The organism is Pontibacter chinhatensis, assembly GCF_900113285.1.
Classification (GTDB): Bacteria; Bacteroidota; Bacteroidia; order Cytophagales; family Hymenobacteraceae; genus Pontibacter; species Pontibacter chinhatensis.
In genome coordinates, this window is record NZ_FOOT01000014.1 from 1 (window position 1) to 15,855 (window position 15,855).

At 52.9% G+C, this 15,855-nt stretch carries 12 protein-coding genes; 8 read left to right on the forward strand and 4 right to left on the reverse strand.

From position 1 onward, the window contains the following. Nucleotides 1–112: 112 nt before the first annotated feature. Complete coding sequence (locus tag BM040_RS20595; protein ID WP_092105541.1) at nucleotides 113–811, forward strand: hypothetical protein; 699 nt, start codon at nucleotides 113–115, stop codon at nucleotides 809–811. 153 nt (nucleotides 812–964) lie between these two features. Here BM040_RS20595 and ychF read toward each other — a convergent pair whose 3' ends face one another. Both ychF and BM040_RS20605 read right to left on the reverse strand, forming a co-directional pair. Continuing rightward, nucleotides 965–2,062, reverse strand: coding sequence for a redox-regulated ATPase YchF (gene ychF / locus BM040_RS20600; protein WP_092105543.1), 1,098 nt, complete (start codon nucleotides 2,060–2,062; stop codon nucleotides 965–967). 156 nt (nucleotides 2,063–2,218) lie between these two features. Continuing rightward, a complete protein-coding gene (locus tag BM040_RS20605; RefSeq protein ID WP_092105545.1) occupies nucleotides 2,219–2,551 on the reverse strand; it encodes a DUF3276 family protein in 333 nt (110 codons plus the stop codon). Between the two features lie 135 nt (nucleotides 2,552–2,686). On the opposite strand from BM040_RS20605, the gene BM040_RS20610 reads away from it, so the two are divergent. Next, nucleotides 2,687–3,100, forward strand: a complete 414-nt coding sequence (locus BM040_RS20610; protein ID WP_092105547.1) for a septal ring lytic transglycosylase RlpA family protein — start codon at nucleotides 2,687–2,689, stop codon at nucleotides 3,098–3,100. Between the two features lie 3 nt (nucleotides 3,101–3,103). Then, nucleotides 3,104–4,015, forward strand: a complete 912-nt coding sequence (locus BM040_RS20615) for a DUF58 domain-containing protein (protein ID WP_092105549.1) — start codon at nucleotides 3,104–3,106, stop codon at nucleotides 4,013–4,015. Between the two features lie 103 nt (nucleotides 4,016–4,118). On the opposite strand, the gene BM040_RS20620 is transcribed toward BM040_RS20615, so the two are convergent. Further along, complete coding sequence (locus BM040_RS20620) at nucleotides 4,119–5,711, reverse strand: hypothetical protein (protein ID WP_092105551.1); 1,593 nt, start codon at nucleotides 5,709–5,711, stop codon at nucleotides 4,119–4,121. A gap of 104 nt (nucleotides 5,712–5,815) precedes the next feature. After that, nucleotides 5,816–7,462, reverse strand: a complete 1,647-nt coding sequence (gene pgi / locus BM040_RS20625; RefSeq protein ID WP_092105553.1) for a glucose-6-phosphate isomerase — start codon at nucleotides 7,460–7,462, stop codon at nucleotides 5,816–5,818. Nucleotides 7,463–7,694: 232 nt separating this feature from the next. Here pgi and BM040_RS20630 point away from each other — a divergent pair, with 232 nt between their 5' ends. The 5 genes from BM040_RS20630 to BM040_RS21885 all read left to right on the forward strand — a co-directional run bounded on the left by BM040_RS20630 (nucleotide 7,695) and on the right by BM040_RS21885 (nucleotide 15,848). Further along, nucleotides 7,695–7,880 carry a hypothetical protein gene (locus BM040_RS20630; RefSeq protein WP_092105555.1) on the forward strand — a complete coding sequence of 62 codons (186 nt, stop codon included), beginning with the start codon at nucleotides 7,695–7,697 and terminating at the stop codon, nucleotides 7,878–7,880. A 41-nt stretch (nucleotides 7,881–7,921) separates the two neighbouring features. Further along, nucleotides 7,922–10,666, forward strand: coding sequence for a cation-translocating P-type ATPase (locus BM040_RS20635; protein ID WP_092105558.1), 2,745 nt, complete (start codon nucleotides 7,922–7,924; stop codon nucleotides 10,664–10,666). Between the two features lie 255 nt (nucleotides 10,667–10,921). Beyond that, nucleotides 10,922–11,698 carry an HAD family hydrolase gene (locus tag BM040_RS20640; RefSeq protein ID WP_092105560.1) on the forward strand — a complete coding sequence of 259 codons (777 nt, stop codon included), beginning with the start codon at nucleotides 10,922–10,924 and terminating at the stop codon, nucleotides 11,696–11,698. Nucleotides 11,699–11,860: 162 nt separating this feature from the next. Further along, nucleotides 11,861–13,441, forward strand: coding sequence for a trehalose-phosphatase (gene otsB, locus BM040_RS22050; RefSeq protein ID WP_175491142.1), 1,581 nt, complete (start codon nucleotides 11,861–11,863; stop codon nucleotides 13,439–13,441). A 4-nt stretch (nucleotides 13,442–13,445) separates the two neighbouring features. Beyond that, nucleotides 13,446–15,848 (forward strand): glycoside hydrolase family 65 protein, encoded by a 2,403-nt coding sequence (locus BM040_RS21885; protein ID WP_175491143.1) that lies wholly within the window; start codon nucleotides 13,446–13,448, stop codon nucleotides 15,846–15,848. Nucleotides 15,849–15,855: the final 7 nt, after the last annotated feature.

Genomic DNA, 15,855 nt, shown 5'->3' on the forward strand with positions numbered 1-15,855 from the left:
TGCAGCGGATAAAGAAAAACATCGCTAAATTAGACCTCAAGCCTGAAGAACTGGGCTTTGCAACGGCCTGAGAAATAAACGTTAGTCAGGATTTAAATCATAAAAACAAATAATGCTAATTGTACCTGAAGAAGACATTTTCATTGATAAAGAGAAACAAGGCGGCTATAAATCAATAGGAATAGTTACCGATAAGTTGGATAAATGTATTGCTAAATATCAACAGGAAAACTTTAATGGTATTTTTGGCAATCCATCGTTCGGATTCAAAAATGTAGACTTTGATTTTGTGAAGGATTTCAAAGATGCAAAGTTTATTTGGTTCTGGAACATCAATGTAAATGATATAACTGGTTTATACAATCTTGAAAACGCAGAGTATTTCGGAGTATTGGGAAAAAGGCCCTTGTTGGACTTTTCTAATTTCCGTTCTCTTAAAACCTTAGTTCTCGAGTGGCATCAGAAGGATAAAAATTTATATAATTGTGAAAATATAGAGCATTTTGACCTATGGCATCATAAGCCAAAAGATAAATCCTTTGCAGACTTTAGTTTTCCGAGATTTGCAAAAAAGGTTGGTCTTAATTGGACGAACGTTGAAGATTTAACAACATTAAACGGTCTAAAAGGCATGAGTGAAATTTCCATAGATAGGTCCAGAAATCTTAAAAGCTTAAGAGGATTGGAGACATATGCCGATACAATAGAAAAGCTGTATTTTGACACATGCAATAAGTTAAGTGATTATACCTTTATTTTAGATTTTCCAAAATTGCAAAGTGCTGTTGTCAAAAGGATAAGGCTAAAATGAACCACTACATAACCCCAGTTAAAAACCATTAAAATGCTTTTTAGCCCACACCGTTAGCTAATTAAAATCTAAAACATGCTCAACTAAGTTCATGCAAACTAAAAAGGCAGGTTACCACCTGCCTTTTTAGTTATCTACACTTTATACTTGGTCTTACACGTTGAAGCGGAAGTGCATGATGTCGCCGTCCTGCACCACGTAGTCTTTGCCTTCCACGGCCATTTTACCGGCTTCCTTTATCTTGGCTTCTGATTGATACTCCTGGTAATCTTTCAGTTTAATTACCTCGGCACGAATAAAGCCTTTCTCAAAGTCGGAGTGGATTACACCGGCAGCCTGAGGAGCTTTCCAGCCTTTCTGAATCGTCCAGGCGCGTACTTCCTTTACACCAGCCGTAAAGTACGTGATCAGGTTGAGCAGGTCGTAAGAAGCACGGATCAACTTGTTCAGGCCAGACTCCTTCAGTCCATACTCAGCCAGGAACATTTCTTTTTCCTCCTCGTCCGTTAGCTCAGCAATCTGCGCTTCGATAGAGGCAGAGATAAGCACTACCTGCGCGTTTTCGTTCTTCACGTGCTCGGCCAGCGCCTTGGAGTACTCGTTGCCTTCAATCATGGAGTTTTCATCCACGTTGGCGGCATAAATCACGGGCTTGGCGGTCAATAGCTTCAGATCCTCTACGGCTTCCAAATCGTCCTCGGTCACCTCCAGGCTGCGGGCATTCAGGCCGGCCTCAAGGTGGGCTTTATACTTCTCCAGGCTTGCCATTTCTTTTTTGGCCTTCGCGTCGCCGGACTTGGCCGTGCGGATTACTTTCTGGATTTTCTTGTCAATCGACTCCAGGTCCTTCAGCTGCAGCTCCGTGTCGATGATTTCCTTATCGGAAATAGGGTTTACCTTACCGTCTACGTGCACGATGTTCGGGTCCTCGAAGCAGCGCACCACGTGAATGATGGCGTCTACCTCGCGGATGTTAGCCAGGAACTTGTTGCCCAGGCCTTCGCCCTTGCTGGCACCTTTTACCAGGCCGGCAATATCTACAAACTCAATTACTGTTGGCAGCACGCGCTCCGGGTGCACCAGCTCCTCGAGTATCTGCAGGCGCTCGTCGGGCACCGTAATCACGCCCACATTTGGCTCGATGGTACAGAAAGGATAGTTGGCAGACTCTGCCTTGGCGTTAGAAATAGCGTTGAACAGGGTAGACTTGCCAACATTTGGCAGCCCCACAATACCGCATCGTAGTCCCATTTATACTTTAGTTTTTTGTATCAGGCCGCAAATATACAACAATTTAGGCTGCCATGCGCGCTTATACTTTTAAATAAGAGGGGGGAGGGGGCAAAGCAAAAAGCCCGCGGGTGTCCACGGGCTTTTGCTAAACTTTCTTATTTGTAAGCGGGAGGGTTATTCCCACTTCAGTTCTTCGTCAAACGAAGCTTCCTCGGTTTGAACCACTGGGTTCTCCAGGGCGGCGAGGGCTTCTTCCGTCAGCAGATCGGATTTAACGTGGTCGATTGTTTCCTGCAGTGCCTCCATAAACTTGGCGAAATCTTCTTTGTACAGAAAGATCTTGTGCTTTTCATAGGAGAAGCTGTCGTCTTTAAACTTGCGCTTGCTCTCTGTGATAGTCACGTAAAAGTCGTTGGATCGCGTTGACTTTACATCAAAGAAATACGTTCTCTTCCCGGCTCTTACTCTCTGGGAATAAATTTCAGCTTTGTCGTTGTTCTCTTCCACCGTTAATTAGACGTTAAATTCAACCTTGAGAACCTAAAAGTAATATATACTTATGATATATAAAAGTTTTAGAATTTAAAATTTGCCTAAATTATTTTAGCTCTATATTTGTAGCCGGACCAACCATGTAATACTATGAATTTATGTTCAGTAGTATTGTTCTTTCTGATTTCTGTTTTCTCGGGCCCGGATAGTTACTCGGCAGACGGCAAAGCCAGCTACTACGCCGACCGCTTTCATGGCCAGCGCACCGCCAGCGGCGAGCGCTACGACAAGACTCAACTAACGGCCGCCCACGCCTCCCTGCCCTTCGACACCAAAGTGCAGGTGACCAACCTCAAAAACGGTAAAAGCGTGGTAGTACGCATCAACGACAGGATGGCCGCCAGCAGGCACCGCGTTATCGACCTCTCCAGAGCAGCCGCCAATGAACTCGGCATGATCCGCGACGGCACCGTAACGGTAAGTTTAGCCGTAGTACCCGACGAGCCGGCACAACAAGACGCGCCCGTTGCCGTTTCAGGAGCAGAACCCAAGCCCCAGCTGTAAATCATGAAAAAGCCACTCACCCTTGCCGACGTACAGAAGTTCGAGAACATGGAATTTCTGGCAAAGCAACTGGTGGAGGGCTTTATCACCGGACTGCACCAGTCGCCCTACCACGGATTTTCGGTAGAGTTTTCGGAGCACCGCCTCTACAACAACGGCGAGAGCACCCGTCACATCGACTGGAAAGTATACGCCCGCACCGATAAACTTTTTGTCAAGCGCTTTGAGGAGGAAACCAACCTGCGCTGCCACATCCTGCTGGACGTGTCGCCCTCGATGTACTACCCGCTGGAAAACAACGGCAAACTCACCTTTTCCATACTTTGTGCGGCTGCCCTGGCCACGCTGCTGCGCAAGCAGCGCGACGCAGTGGGCCTGGTAACCTTCTCCGACAGGATAGAGCAGCAAACGCCGGTTCGATCTACCGCCTCGCACCTGAACACCCTGCTTATACTTTTGCAGCAGCAACTGGACCAGCAGCCCACCGCCAAAGACACCAACGTCGCCGAAGTGGTGCACCATATTGCACAGCAAATTCCCAAGCGCTCTTTGGTAGTGATCTTCAGCGATATGCTGAGCAAGGTGGATGATCTGGATGAGATTTTCTCGGCGCTCCAGCACCTCAAGCATCAGAACCACGAGGTACTTATATTCCATGTGATGGACCGCAAAACCGAGGAGGAGTTTGATTTTGCCGAGCGCCCGTACGTGTTTGTGGATGTGGAGACGGGGCAGGAGCTGAAGCTGCAGCCCTCGCAGGTGCGCGAGCATTACCGCACGGCCGTGGAAAAGTATAAACGAGAGCTGGCACTAAAGTGCGGGCAGTATAAAATCGATTTTGTACCGGTTGATATCAGCGAGCCCTTCGACAAAGTACTGTATGCCTACCTGGTAAAGCGGGCAAAAGGACGGTAGACATTTATCAGTTACCATTTATCAATACAACTTTTGATGCGTAGCAGCTGCGGATATGCCTGTTACCAGATTGATTATTGATAAATGATGATTGTTAACTGAGTCAGTTTCCTTCCCTATCGTAGGCGTGCACCCGCACATCCTTGGTAGTTTTGTCCCTGGCTTCCGTGCCGAAATGTATCTCGTTGCCACGCTCAGTGTCAAATACCTGCGTATACTTTTTCCAGCCGCTCACGCTGGAGTTGTCCGTTATTTCATCCTCGCCTAAGCCGCCGTAGATTGTGACAAATATACTTTCATCTGCCTGGCCGGAGAGTATAAACTCGTCATCCCCAGCCAACCCATGAAGTATAATTTCCTCGGTTTCGCCTCGCTTAAAGATGCGCTTGTAGAGTTGGCGGGCAAGGGCAGCACCTGTGGCAGGTCTCGTAACAATTACCTCCACATCTCCATCACCAAGGCGCCTTACCGCGAACTGCTCCGGAGCATCCGAACCGGGAATCGTTACCTTCTTGGCAAGTATAGCATACATTTGTGCGGCTGCCTTGGGGAGCAGGTCGCGTCGGCTTTTCAGGTTGCGGGCCATTTCCGGGCCTACCAAAGTATAAATTGGTTGCGGCAGCTCGTTTACGGCCTTGTCAATCACAGCCTCGGTTAATTGCTGCTGCATTTCCTGGGCGACGCGTCGCCAATCCTCCCGGCTTAGTTCGTGCAGCAGGCGTTCATCTATAAAAGCAGCGTTCAGCATGTAGGCTTTTACATCGCTGAAATCGTGGTCAAAAGTATGGAATTTGCGCCCCAACAGCTTACTCGTGGCTATAAAAGGAATTACGCCATCATTCATTTTCAGGAAAACCTGGTCGCGGTCTTTAGGCACAGGAAAATAGGTTGTATCTGCCCCTTGCGCAGTAACAGCCCAATCCCACTGCCCCTTGTGCCGGTCCCAATCGCCTATGAGCAGGTCCAGCAGTCGGGCGCGGGCAATGGCCTCCTGGTTAAAATGATAGCTGTTGCTCAGAAACCGCTTCCGAAGCGCGTCCTCCGAGTCCTCGAAGTTTACTACAGCAGACGAAAACACAGGCGTGATGTCGGTAGGACTGTCATACTTTTCTTCCAGCATAAAAACCTTGCCCTGTACCAGTTGGCTGAACTCGCCAAAACTTGTATCAGTGGCGGCCACATAGTATAGCTTAGGGTTAGGATGATAAACGCCCACCGCGCTGGCCAAAGGTGGCACCACCAGGGCGCCGAATGGGTTGGCCGCCGAGGTTTGGTCGCGCAGCACATTAGTGACAAAAGTGCCCTGCCAGAAGGGGCTCACCACCTCTTTGGGATCTTTATCGAGGGAGCGGAAGGCGTAGAGGCGGCCCTGCCTGTCTTGCAACTGAAAGCTGGTAGTTTGGTAGCCGCCGCCTTTTTTCACCACCTGCAGGCCGCCGTTCACGGCCTCTAACTTAAAAACAGGCAGTTTAACTGGTGTTGTCCAGAGCGGACGGTGGTGGTCGCCCCAGAAAAAACGGTGAAAGCCGCTGCGGTCGTAGTGGCGCCCTAGTATAACCCAAGCGCTGTCCGGACCGGCAGCGGCTTTCCCGTTCAGTTCTTCCTCAGTAGCCAGAGCATCGTGCTGGAAAAACTCCTCGTTTACGCAGCTGCTCAGAGCCAGACTGCAAAACAGCACCAACGCCACTCGCTTCATTTAAATTAGTTAAGAGTTAAAAGTTAAGAGTGAAGAGTTGTTAAAAGTGCTAATCGTGCACGAGCCACTTTTAACTCTTAACTCTCAACTTTTAACTATGTAGGCTATTTGTTTTCGGTGTAATACTGCATTAACCCGCTGGTGGAGCTGTCGTGCGGGGAGGATTTGCCTTGCAGCAGCTCGCCTTCGATGGTGCCGGCCAGTTGCTTGCCCAGCTCAACGCCCCACTGGTCGAAGCTGTAGATGTTCCAGATGACGCCCTGCACAAAGGTTTTGTGCTCGTACATGGCAATCAGGCTGCCCAACTCAAATGGCGTCAGCTTTTTCATCATGATAGAAGTGGTAGGCTTATTGCCCTCAAACAGCTTGTGCGGCAGCAGTTGCTCCAGTTCCTCGCCGCTCATGCCTTTCTGCGTCAGTTCCTCTCGCACTTCTTCGGCATTTTTACCTTTCATCAGTGCCTCGGTCTGGGCAAAGAAGTTAGAGAGCAGCAGCGGATGATGGGTACCGATAGGGTTGTGGCTCTCGGCCGGGGCAATGAAATCGCACGGAATCAGAATGGTGCCCTGGTGGATGAGCTGGAAGAACGAGTGCTGGCTGTTGGTGCCTGCCGCGCCCCATACTACCGGCTGCGTCTGGTAATCCACGCGCTTGCCGTTGCGGTCGGTGCTTTTGCCGTTGCTCTCCATCAGCAGCTGCTGCAGGTACTCGGGCAGCAGGCGCAGGTACTGGTCATACGGAAGTATGGCGTGAGTCTGGCAGCCGAAGAAGTTCGTGTACCAGATGCTCAGCAAGGCCATCAGCACCGGAATATTCTTTTCCAAAGGCTCCTGGCGGAAGTGCTTGTCCATTGACTCGGCACCGCGCAGCAGCTCCTCAAATTTCTCATAACCCAACGCACAGGCTACTGATAGGCCAATGGCCGACCAGAGCGAGAAGCGGCCGCCCACCCAATCCCAGAAACGGAAGGCATTTTCCTGAGCAATACCAAACTTGGTCACCGCCTCGATGTTCGTAGAAAGCGCCACAAAATGCTTTTTGATGTGCTCGCGGTCCACAGCTTTTGTTAGGAACCAGCCACGTGCTGTCTCCGCATTCGTTATCGTTTCTTTCGTGGTGAAAGTCTTGGAGGCAATGATGAACAAGGTCGTCTCCGGGTCTAGTTTACGCAGCACCTCGGAGGCGTCGGTACCATCCACGTTGGAGATAAAGTATACTTCCAGGTCTGGCTTTTGATACTTTTTAAGCGCCTCTACCACCATTTTTGGACCTAAATCGGAACCGCCGATGCCGATGTTGACGATGCTCTGGATGCGCTTGCCGGTATAGCCGGTCCACTCGCCCGAGTGTAGCTTGTTACAGAACGTACGCATCTGCTCCTGCACCTGGCGCACCTCCTGTAGGGCGTTCTCGCCCTCCACCTCCAGGTTTGTTTCGGAGAAATTGCGCAGGGCCGTGTGCAGCACGGCGCGGTTTTCAGTAGCGTTTATCTTTTCGCCGCCAAACATGCTTTCTATCGCTCCGGGCACGCCCATTTCCCCCGCCAGTTGCACCAGCAGCTGCAGCGTTTCCTCAGTCACGCGGTTTTTGGAGAGGTCGTAGATGGTGTCGTTCAGGCGGAAAGTATACTTGTTGAAACGCTCTGGATCCTGGGCGAACAGCTCGCGCAGGTGCAGGGGCTGCACGGCTTTAAAGTGTTCCTCCAGCTTTTTCCAGGCTTGGGTAGTTGTTGGTGCTTGGTTTTTCAGCATAGTTCTCAGCGTTGTGCGGTTTATACCCCGGCGGCACAGGCCAGGTTACAGTTGCTTTGGTTTGTAGGTTACGTATCAGTAGGGCAGGCAACATGCCTCCGTTCCAAAGTTAGAAAATCCTGCAGATAATACTTGCTTTTGCTATATAATGGTTGCCGGGACGCTCAAATCAAAATGCCTGCCGCTGCGTAGGTATAACATTAGGTCTGACATACTTTAAACAGAACTGACTATGGACGAGAGAAGAAACGATATGCCGGAGAATGCCGGAAAGAAGAAACCCATCCTGAATGAAGATGAGGGCAAGCGCACCCCGCCCGGGCCAACAGGCTATATAACCGGCGGAAAAACACAGGCGACCCGTCCTGAGCAGGGCCCTGATGTACCACCGCAGGATCGCACCACGGGTATTCCGTAGGCTGATAACACGATAGTACCCCCGCAGAACCGGCACCCGTCATGGCAATAGATCAGAAGTTCCCGTACCACAGCATCAGTGTACAGCAAACGCTGGAAAAGATGCAGTCGGGACAGGAAGGCTTGACGGAGGAGGAAGCCAGGAGCAGGCAAAAGCAGTACGGGGCCAATGAACTGACGGACAAGGAAGGCATCAGCCCGTTTATACTTTTCCTCAACCAATTCAAGGATTTCCTGATTCTGGTGCTGGTGCTGGCCGCTGCCGTGGCCTGGTATGCCGGGCACATGGTGGATGTGTACGTGATACTGGCTGTTATACTTTTCAACGCCATCCTGGGCTTTTTGCAGGGCTACAGAGCCGAGAAAGCGATACAGGCGCTGAAAAGTATGCTGAAGCAGGAGGCGAAGGTGCTGCGCGACGGAAATCCCCGAACGGTGGAGGCGCGGCAGCTTGTGCCAGGCGATCTTATTCTGCTGGAAGAGGGCGACAGCATTCCGGCCGATTCGCGCCTGCTGCGGGCCAGGAACCTGCAAACCATCGAGGCCTCCCTAACCGGCGAATCGCTGCCGATAGAGAAGCATACAGATCCGCTGGAGGAGAAAACGAACCTTGGCGACAGGGTAAACATGCTCTGGAAGGGCACCCACGTGGCCCGCGGCTCTGCCCATGCCATGGTTACGGCCATCGGCGCTGACACAGAACTGGGCAAAATTTCCCACTCGCTTGGCTCTATCAAGACTACCGCCACTAACTTCCGGAAGAAAACAGAACGGTTGGCCAAGCAGATGGCCCTGATTGCAATTGCTACCTCGCTACTGGTTTTTATACTTGGCTACTTCCTGCGCGGCTACGCCTTCGAAGAGGTTTTGCTGATTACAGTGGCGACGCTTGTCGCCTCTATTCCGGAGGGCCTGCCAGCCGTAATTACTATTGTGCTGGCCATTGGGGCCAGCCGCATGGCCCGGCAGAACGCTATTACGCGCGAGTTCTCGGCCACCGAAATGCTGGGTTCGGTTTCCGTTATCCTGACCGATAAGACCGGTACGCTTACCAAAAGTATGCTCACGGTAGGCAAAGTATACTTGGGCGACGGTTCTGAACTGGAGGTTACTGGCACTGGTTACACGCCACAGGGAGAGCTACTGCAGCAGGGCCAACCTATAAATCCGACGAAAAATGACGTGCTGCGGAAATTGCTGTTCATCGCCAAAGTATGTAATAACGCCCACGTGGGGGAACCTGTGCAGCGGAAAGAGGGCTCATCGCCAGAGCCCGAGGTAACCGGCGATCCGACCGAAGTGGCGCTGCTGGTGCTGGCCAGAAAAGCGGAGGCTGGTCAGCAGGGTGTTATACCGGAGGCGCATGTGGTCGACGATTTACCGTTTAACTCCGAGCAGAAGTTTAGGGCCACGCTGGCTGAGGTGGAGGGACAGCGGGAGCTGCTGGTGGTAGGAGCCCCCGAAAAGATACTGAAGCTAAGCTCACATATCCTCACGTCCGTAGGTCCGCAGGAACTGACACAGGAGCTGCGGCAACAAATCCATGGGAAAAACGACGAATGGGCCGATAGGGCCATGCGGGTGCTGGCCCTGGCTTTCCGCGATGGGAGCTCCATAGGTGATAGCGCCAAATCGGAGGATGTGCGGGAACTGACCTGGGTGGGCATCACCGGCATCATCGACCCGCCACGCAGCGGGGTGCAGGAGGCGGTGGCTGACTGTAAAAGCGCCGGCATACGCGTGATGATGGTGACAGGCGACCATAAGAAAACCGGAGCCGCCATTGCCAAAGAAGTAGGCATCCTGGAGCCCGAAGCAGAGGAAACAGACTATCCCCTAGCGTTGCAGGAGGATGAGCTGGAGTCGCCGGAGTATGTTTTCGAAGAGCTGGTGGATAACGTATCGGTATTCACCCGTGTGAGCCCCAACACCAAACTACGCATTGCAGAGCATCTACAGCGCAAGGGACACCTGATAGCCATGACGGGCGATGGGGTTAACGACGCTCCGGCACTCAAGCGCGCCGACGTGGGCATTGCCATGGGTATCCGGGGTACGGATGTGGCCAAGGATGCCTCCCAAATCGTGCTCTCGGATGATAATTTCGCTACCATTGTGCGGGCGGTGCGGGAGGGGCGCATCGTGTTCCAGAACGTCAGGCAGACAAGCTTTTTCCTGCTCACCACTAACTTTGCCTTCGTTTCTGTGTTCATTGTCACCTTGCTGCTCGACTGGCCTTTCCCGCTCACGGCTACCCAAATTTTATGGGTCAACCTGGTGACAGACGGGGTCATGGAGTTGGGGCTCGCCACAGAGCGCGGCCACGGTGACATCATGAAGCGCAAACCTGTTCCGCGGGACGCCAACATCCTGGACAAGAGCGTGGTGCCCTATATTCTGCTGATGAGTATCATCATGCTGGGGCTAACCCTGGCCGTTTTTTCCCATTACCTGCCGATGGGAGAGGAAACGGCACGCACCGCGGTGTTTATCGTCATCTCCATGACACAGGTATTTAACACGTTTAACATGCGGTCGCTGGAGCACTCCATCTTCCGGATAGGGATGTTCAGCAACAGGTATGTAAACATTGCCTTTGTCGTGTCAGTGGCCCTGCAACTGCTAGTGATTTACACGCCGTTCCTCAGCGGGGCCTTCCGCTTCGAAAAGCTGCCGCTCCCTGATTTGCTCGTTGTGTTCCTGCTTTCCAGCTCGGTTATCTGGGCAGCGGAGGCCTACAAATTGTTTGCACGCAAAAAGAGGCAAGCGGAATTTATCCTCGTATAAATTAAAGCCTAGTACGTTAAAGATGCACTTGGCCCTTAGTAGCTTAATGCCAACGTATGGCTGCAGCGTAGTGCCAACTTATACAATTTAATGACCGTAGATGCAGAAACAATGAAGTCAGCTGCCTATATTTGGAGAGCTGAAGGGGGCTGATGCCTCGCACACCGGCAGCAATTTTATACTTTGGGAGCAAGTATAAACCAGGCTCTCAACCGGGGCACAAAGTACTGGAAACCTATCACAAACCTATACTTTATGAGTAATCTGAGTAATCTTATAAAAGAGAGAAACATAAAAGCGCTGATTCTGGACATGGATGGCGTGATTACGAACACAGCGGGGCTGCATGCCGAAGCATGGAAGAAGCTTTGTGATTCGTATCTGCGCCAGCGCAGTGAGCAGGACGGAAAAGACTACAAACCTTTTAACCTGAAAGAGGATTACCAGACCTACGTGCATGATGTGCCCCGCCTGGACGCGATGCGCAACTTCATGGCCTCTCGCGGCATCGAACTGCCGGAGGGCAGTCCTTCGGACAGCGCCGGGACCAACACCCTCATCGGCCTGGGCGAGCGCAAAGACTACTACTTCCATGAGCTGCTCAAGCAAAACGGTGTGGTGGTGTTCGATGATGCCGTAAAGTTCGTGCGGGAGCAGCAGAAAGCAGGCATGAAGACAGCCATTGTATCAGGAAGCCGCAGCTGCCTTACTATACTTCGTCGCGCCGGTCTGGACAGGCTGTTTGAGGTACGCGTAGATAAGGTAGTGGCTAACGAGCTGAAAATGCGCAGCAAGCCCGCTCCGGATATTTACCTGGAGGCAGCCCGCCGCCTGGGTGTGTCTCCCGCGGAGACAGCCGTTTTCGAGGACACTGTGGGTGGCATCGAAGGGGCAAAGGCCGGAGGTTTTGGCCTGGTGGTTGGCGTGGACCGCAGCTACGTTCAGGAAAGGCTGGAGGAAAAAGGAGCCGACTTCGTCATCAAAAGCTTTGAGCCGGAGCTGAAAGAAAAACCGGTTTCAACGTTTAACTAACGTTTTATACTTACCGTATTTAGAAAGCGCCGCTGTTAGCCAGCCGGCGCTTTTTTCTTTTGTGCCATACCTGCCAGTTGCCGTATCGGTTACAACTTAAAGCAGCAAAACGCAGTATTCCTTTACTGGAACCTCCTGTTATCTGTAACTTTTGCACCCGTCATGCCATACCCCAGCTTGTACCAGTTACTGGAGCACAAACGTATAAAAGCGCTTATCTTCGACCTGGACGGGGTGATTACCCAAACCGCCCGCGTCCATGCCCAAGCCTGGAAACGCATGTTTGATGCATACCTGCAGGAGAGGGGGAAACGCGAGGGCAGCATATACGAACCGCTGCGTATAGAAACCGACTACCGCCGCCACATCGACGGCATGCCACGCTACGATGGCGTGCGCAATTTCCTGAAATCAAGAAGTATAACTTTGCCAGAAGGTACGCCGGAAGATGAGCCCGGCACGGAGACAGTGGCAGGACTAGGCAACCTCAAGAACGTATACTTTCAGGAGCTGCTGCAGGAGGGAGGGCTGGAAGTATACCCCGACACCATTGCCTTTATCAGGCATATGCGGCGGCAGGGTTACCGTACCGCTGTTATCTCGGCCAGCAAGAACTGCAAAACCATACTAGAAGCGGCAGGTATAGAGCACCTGTTCGAGGTCCGGGTGGATGGTGTGCTGTCGGTGGAGCTGGGACTGAAGGGCAAGCCCGCACCGGACATATTTCTGGAAGCAGCCCGCAGGCTGGCGGTAAAGCCGGAGGAGGCGGCCGTTTTTGAAGATGCCCTGGCAGGGGTGGCAGCCGGTAAAGCCGGTGGCTTTGCCCTGGTAGTAGGCATTGACCGCACGAATGAGGCAGACGAACTAAAAGCACATGGCGCCGATCTGGTGCTGCAAAAAATACCAATCCAAAACGATACGATGAAACACACAACTACAAACCAGCCTGGCAGGCAGCAGGGAAACACCTTACCCTCTGCCCTGAATAAAACGAGCGAGCTGCTACAGGGCAAAACCCCGGCCGTTTTCCTGGACTACGATGGCTGCCTGACCCCGATTGTAAAAGACCCTGACAAAGCCATACTTTCCGAAAGTATGCGCAGCACTTTGCAGGAGTTGGCAGAAGCTTGTCCGGTAGCCGTTGTGAGCGGCCGCGATCGCGCGAACGTGGCGAAGCTGGTGCAGTTGGATAACCTGTACTATGCGGGCTCTCACGGTTTCGATATCTCTGGTCCGAACAACATGCATACCGAGCCCGGAGGAGCCGCCGCTGCAGTGCCTGCCCTGGACAAGGCGCAGGAGGAGCTGAAGGAGCGCCTGCAGCAGGTAGAGGGGGCGCTGGTAGAGCGAAAGCGCTATGCCATTGCAGTGCACTACCGCAACGTGCCCGAGGAGCAGGTAAGCAAGGTGCTCGACGTGGCCAACGAGGTCCTCTCAAAGTATAACGAGCTGAAGCCGGGACCAGGCAAAAAGGTGCTCGAGCTCAAGCCAAACCTCGACTGGCACAAGGGCAAAGCGGTTCACTGGCTGCTGGAAGAACTGGGGCTTAACAAGCCAGGTATCATGCCTTTATACATTGGCGACGATTTGACGGATGAAGACGCTTTTGCGGCGCTGAAAGGCCAGGGAGTCAGTATACTGGTGGGCGAACACGGGGAGGAAACCGCGGCAGATTACCGGCTCGAAGATGTGGAGGAGGTGCAGGCGTTTTTAAAGGCGCTCACAAGGGAAGTGAAGGGATGAGCCCATGCAGGAATGGAAGCTAACGTATGATACCTGGCAGCCGGAGCAGCAGATGCTACGGGAGGCGCTCTGCACCTTGGGCAACGGTTACTTTGCCACGCGCGGCGCTTTCGAAGAACTTCCTGCCGTGGACGGCGCATTTTACCCCGGCACGTACCTGGCCGGTGGCTTCAACCGCCTCACGTCCGAAGTTGCCGGTGAGAAAATCGAGAATGAGGATCTGGTTAACTGGCCTAACTGGCTGCCGCTTACCTTTTGCCATCCCGAAGGGGAGTGGTTCGACATCCGGCAGGTGGAGCTGCTCGATTTCCGGCAGGAACTGGACATGAAGCAGGGGGTGCTGCTGCGCCGCCTTCACTTCCGCGACAAGCAAGGACGTGAGACTTCCCTGGTAAGCCGGCGTCTGGTAAGTATGGCCAACAAGCATGTGGCAGCCCTGCAGTGGGAACTGACGCCGCTGAACTGGTCTGGTGAAATTGTGGTGAAATCTTCCCTGGATGGGCGGGTAACCAATAGCGGAGTAGCCCGCTACAGACAGTTGGCAAGCCAGCACCTGCAATCTACAGGGCAAGGCCAACACAATGCCGAAACGGTGTACCTGGAGGTGCAAACTACGCAGTCGCGGTTACTGATGGCGCAGGCGGCGCGGGTGCGGGTGTACCGGGAGGGGGGGCTGGAAAGTATAAATTTTGAGGTGCAGCAGGAAGAGGGCTTGGTGTCGCAACAGTTCAGCCTGCATTGTGAGCAAAACAAACCGGTTCTGATCGAGAAAGTCGTGCAGCTCCATACTTCCCGCGACCAGGCCATCACAGAACCGCTGCAGGAAGCCTGCAAAAACATCGTGAGACAGGGAAATTTTGAGCACCTGCGTGGCAAGCACGTGCAGGCATGGCAGCGCCTCTGGAACCGCTGTGATTTGGAGATCTCCTGTAACGCCAAAACCCAGGGCATCCTCCGCCTGCACATCTTCCACTTGCTGCAAACGGTGTCGGCCAACACCGTGGGGCTGGACGTAGGCGTTCCGGCCAGGGGGCTGCACGGGGAGGCCTATCGCGGGCATATTTTCTGGGACGAGCTTTTCATTTTCCCATTCCTGAACCTGCGCCTGCCCGAGCTTACCCGCGAGCTGCTGCAATATCGCTTCCGCCGTTTGCCCGAGGCACGTTTTGCGGCCGCTGAGGCGGGCTACCGTGGCGCAATGTTTCCATGGCAAAGCGGCAGCAACGGCCGCGAAGAAAGCCAGGTGATCCATCTCAACCCCCAGTCCGGCCGTTGGCTGCCGGATAACACCTACCTGCAACGCCATATCAGCGCGGCCATCGCCTACAACGTGTGGCAGTATTACCAGGCCACAGAGGACATGAGCTTCCTGACCTTTATGGGCGCTGAGTTGATTTTCGACATTGCCCTGTTCTGGTCCTCCATCGCTACCTACAACCCAAGCCGGGACCGTTATGAGATCCGCAACGTGGTGGGCCCGGACGAGTATCATACCGAGTACCCGGACTCGGATGAGCCTGGCCTGAACAACAATGCCTACACCAACGTGATGGCGGTGTGGGTGATACAAACGGCTCTCAAACTATTCGATATTCTGGACGACTCCAGGGTGGAGGAGCTGCACCAGAAGTTAAGTATAAGCCAGGAGGATGTGGCGCGCTGGCGCGAGATTGCGGTGAAAATGTATGTGCCCTTCATCGAAAACAGCCGCATCATTGCCCAGTTTGAAGGCTATGAGAAGCTAGAGGAATTTCCGTGGGAGGCGTACCGGGCAAAGTATGGAGAAGCCATGCGCCTGGATCGTATCCTGGAGAGCGAGGGCGATAGCGTAAACAAGTATAAGGCAAGCAAGCAGGCCGATGTGCTCATGCTGTTTTACCTGTTCTCCACTGCTGAACTGGCAGAAATTTTCAGCCAGTTACAGTATGACTTCACTAAGGAAGACAAGGCCGACAACATCAGCTATTATGAAGACCGCACCTCACACGGCTCCACGCTGAGTAAAATTGTGCACTCCTGGGTACTTGCCCGCTCCGACCGCAAACGTTCCTGGAGCAACTTTCAGGTAGCCCTGGTTAGCGATGTGGAAGACATACAGGGTGGCACCACGGCAGAAGGCATACACCTGGGGGCCATGGCCGGAACCGTGGACCTGGTGCAGCGCGGCTTTATGGGCCTGGAGATACGGGAGGATGTGCTCTGGTTAAACCCGGTGTTACCGGATGAACTTGGCTGCCTGGATTTTAGCATCCGTTACCGCAACCACTGGATCACTATAAACCTCACGCAGGACACCATGCATATCTCCTTCGACAAAGGCTGGTCTAAGGAAGTGCAGATAGGGGTGAAGGGGCAGGTTTATACTTTCGCAACAGGCGAGCAACGCAAGTTCGACATCACCCGGTAAGTTTCAC

Excerpts from the sequence above, each read along its gene's own strand:
- BM040_RS20630 (WP_092105555.1), top strand. The coding sequence starts at position 7,695 with ATGGACGAGAGAAGAAACGATATGCCGGAGAATGCCGGAAAGAAGAAA.
- ychF (WP_092105543.1), bottom strand. The coding sequence starts at position 2,062 with ATGGGACTACGATGCGGTATTGTGGGGCTGCCAAATGTTGGCAAGTCT.
- otsB (WP_175491142.1), top strand. The coding sequence starts at position 11,861 with ATGCCATACCCCAGCTTGTACCAGTTACTGGAGCACAAACGTATAAAA.
- BM040_RS20610 (WP_092105547.1), top strand. The coding sequence starts at position 2,687 with ATGAATTTATGTTCAGTAGTATTGTTCTTTCTGATTTCTGTTTTCTCG.
- BM040_RS20620 (WP_092105551.1), bottom strand. The coding sequence starts at position 5,711 with ATGAAGCGAGTGGCGTTGGTGCTGTTTTGCAGTCTGGCTCTGAGCAGC.
- BM040_RS20635 (WP_092105558.1), top strand. The coding sequence starts at position 7,922 with ATGGCAATAGATCAGAAGTTCCCGTACCACAGCATCAGTGTACAGCAA.
- BM040_RS20595 (WP_092105541.1), top strand. The coding sequence starts at position 113 with ATGCTAATTGTACCTGAAGAAGACATTTTCATTGATAAAGAGAAACAA.
- BM040_RS20615 (WP_092105549.1), top strand. The coding sequence starts at position 3,104 with ATGAAAAAGCCACTCACCCTTGCCGACGTACAGAAGTTCGAGAACATG.
- pgi (WP_092105553.1), bottom strand. The coding sequence starts at position 7,462 with ATGCTGAAAAACCAAGCACCAACAACTACCCAAGCCTGGAAAAAGCTG.
- BM040_RS21885 (WP_175491143.1), top strand. The coding sequence starts at position 13,446 with ATGCAGGAATGGAAGCTAACGTATGATACCTGGCAGCCGGAGCAGCAG.
- BM040_RS20640 (WP_092105560.1), top strand. The coding sequence starts at position 10,922 with ATGAGTAATCTGAGTAATCTTATAAAAGAGAGAAACATAAAAGCGCTG.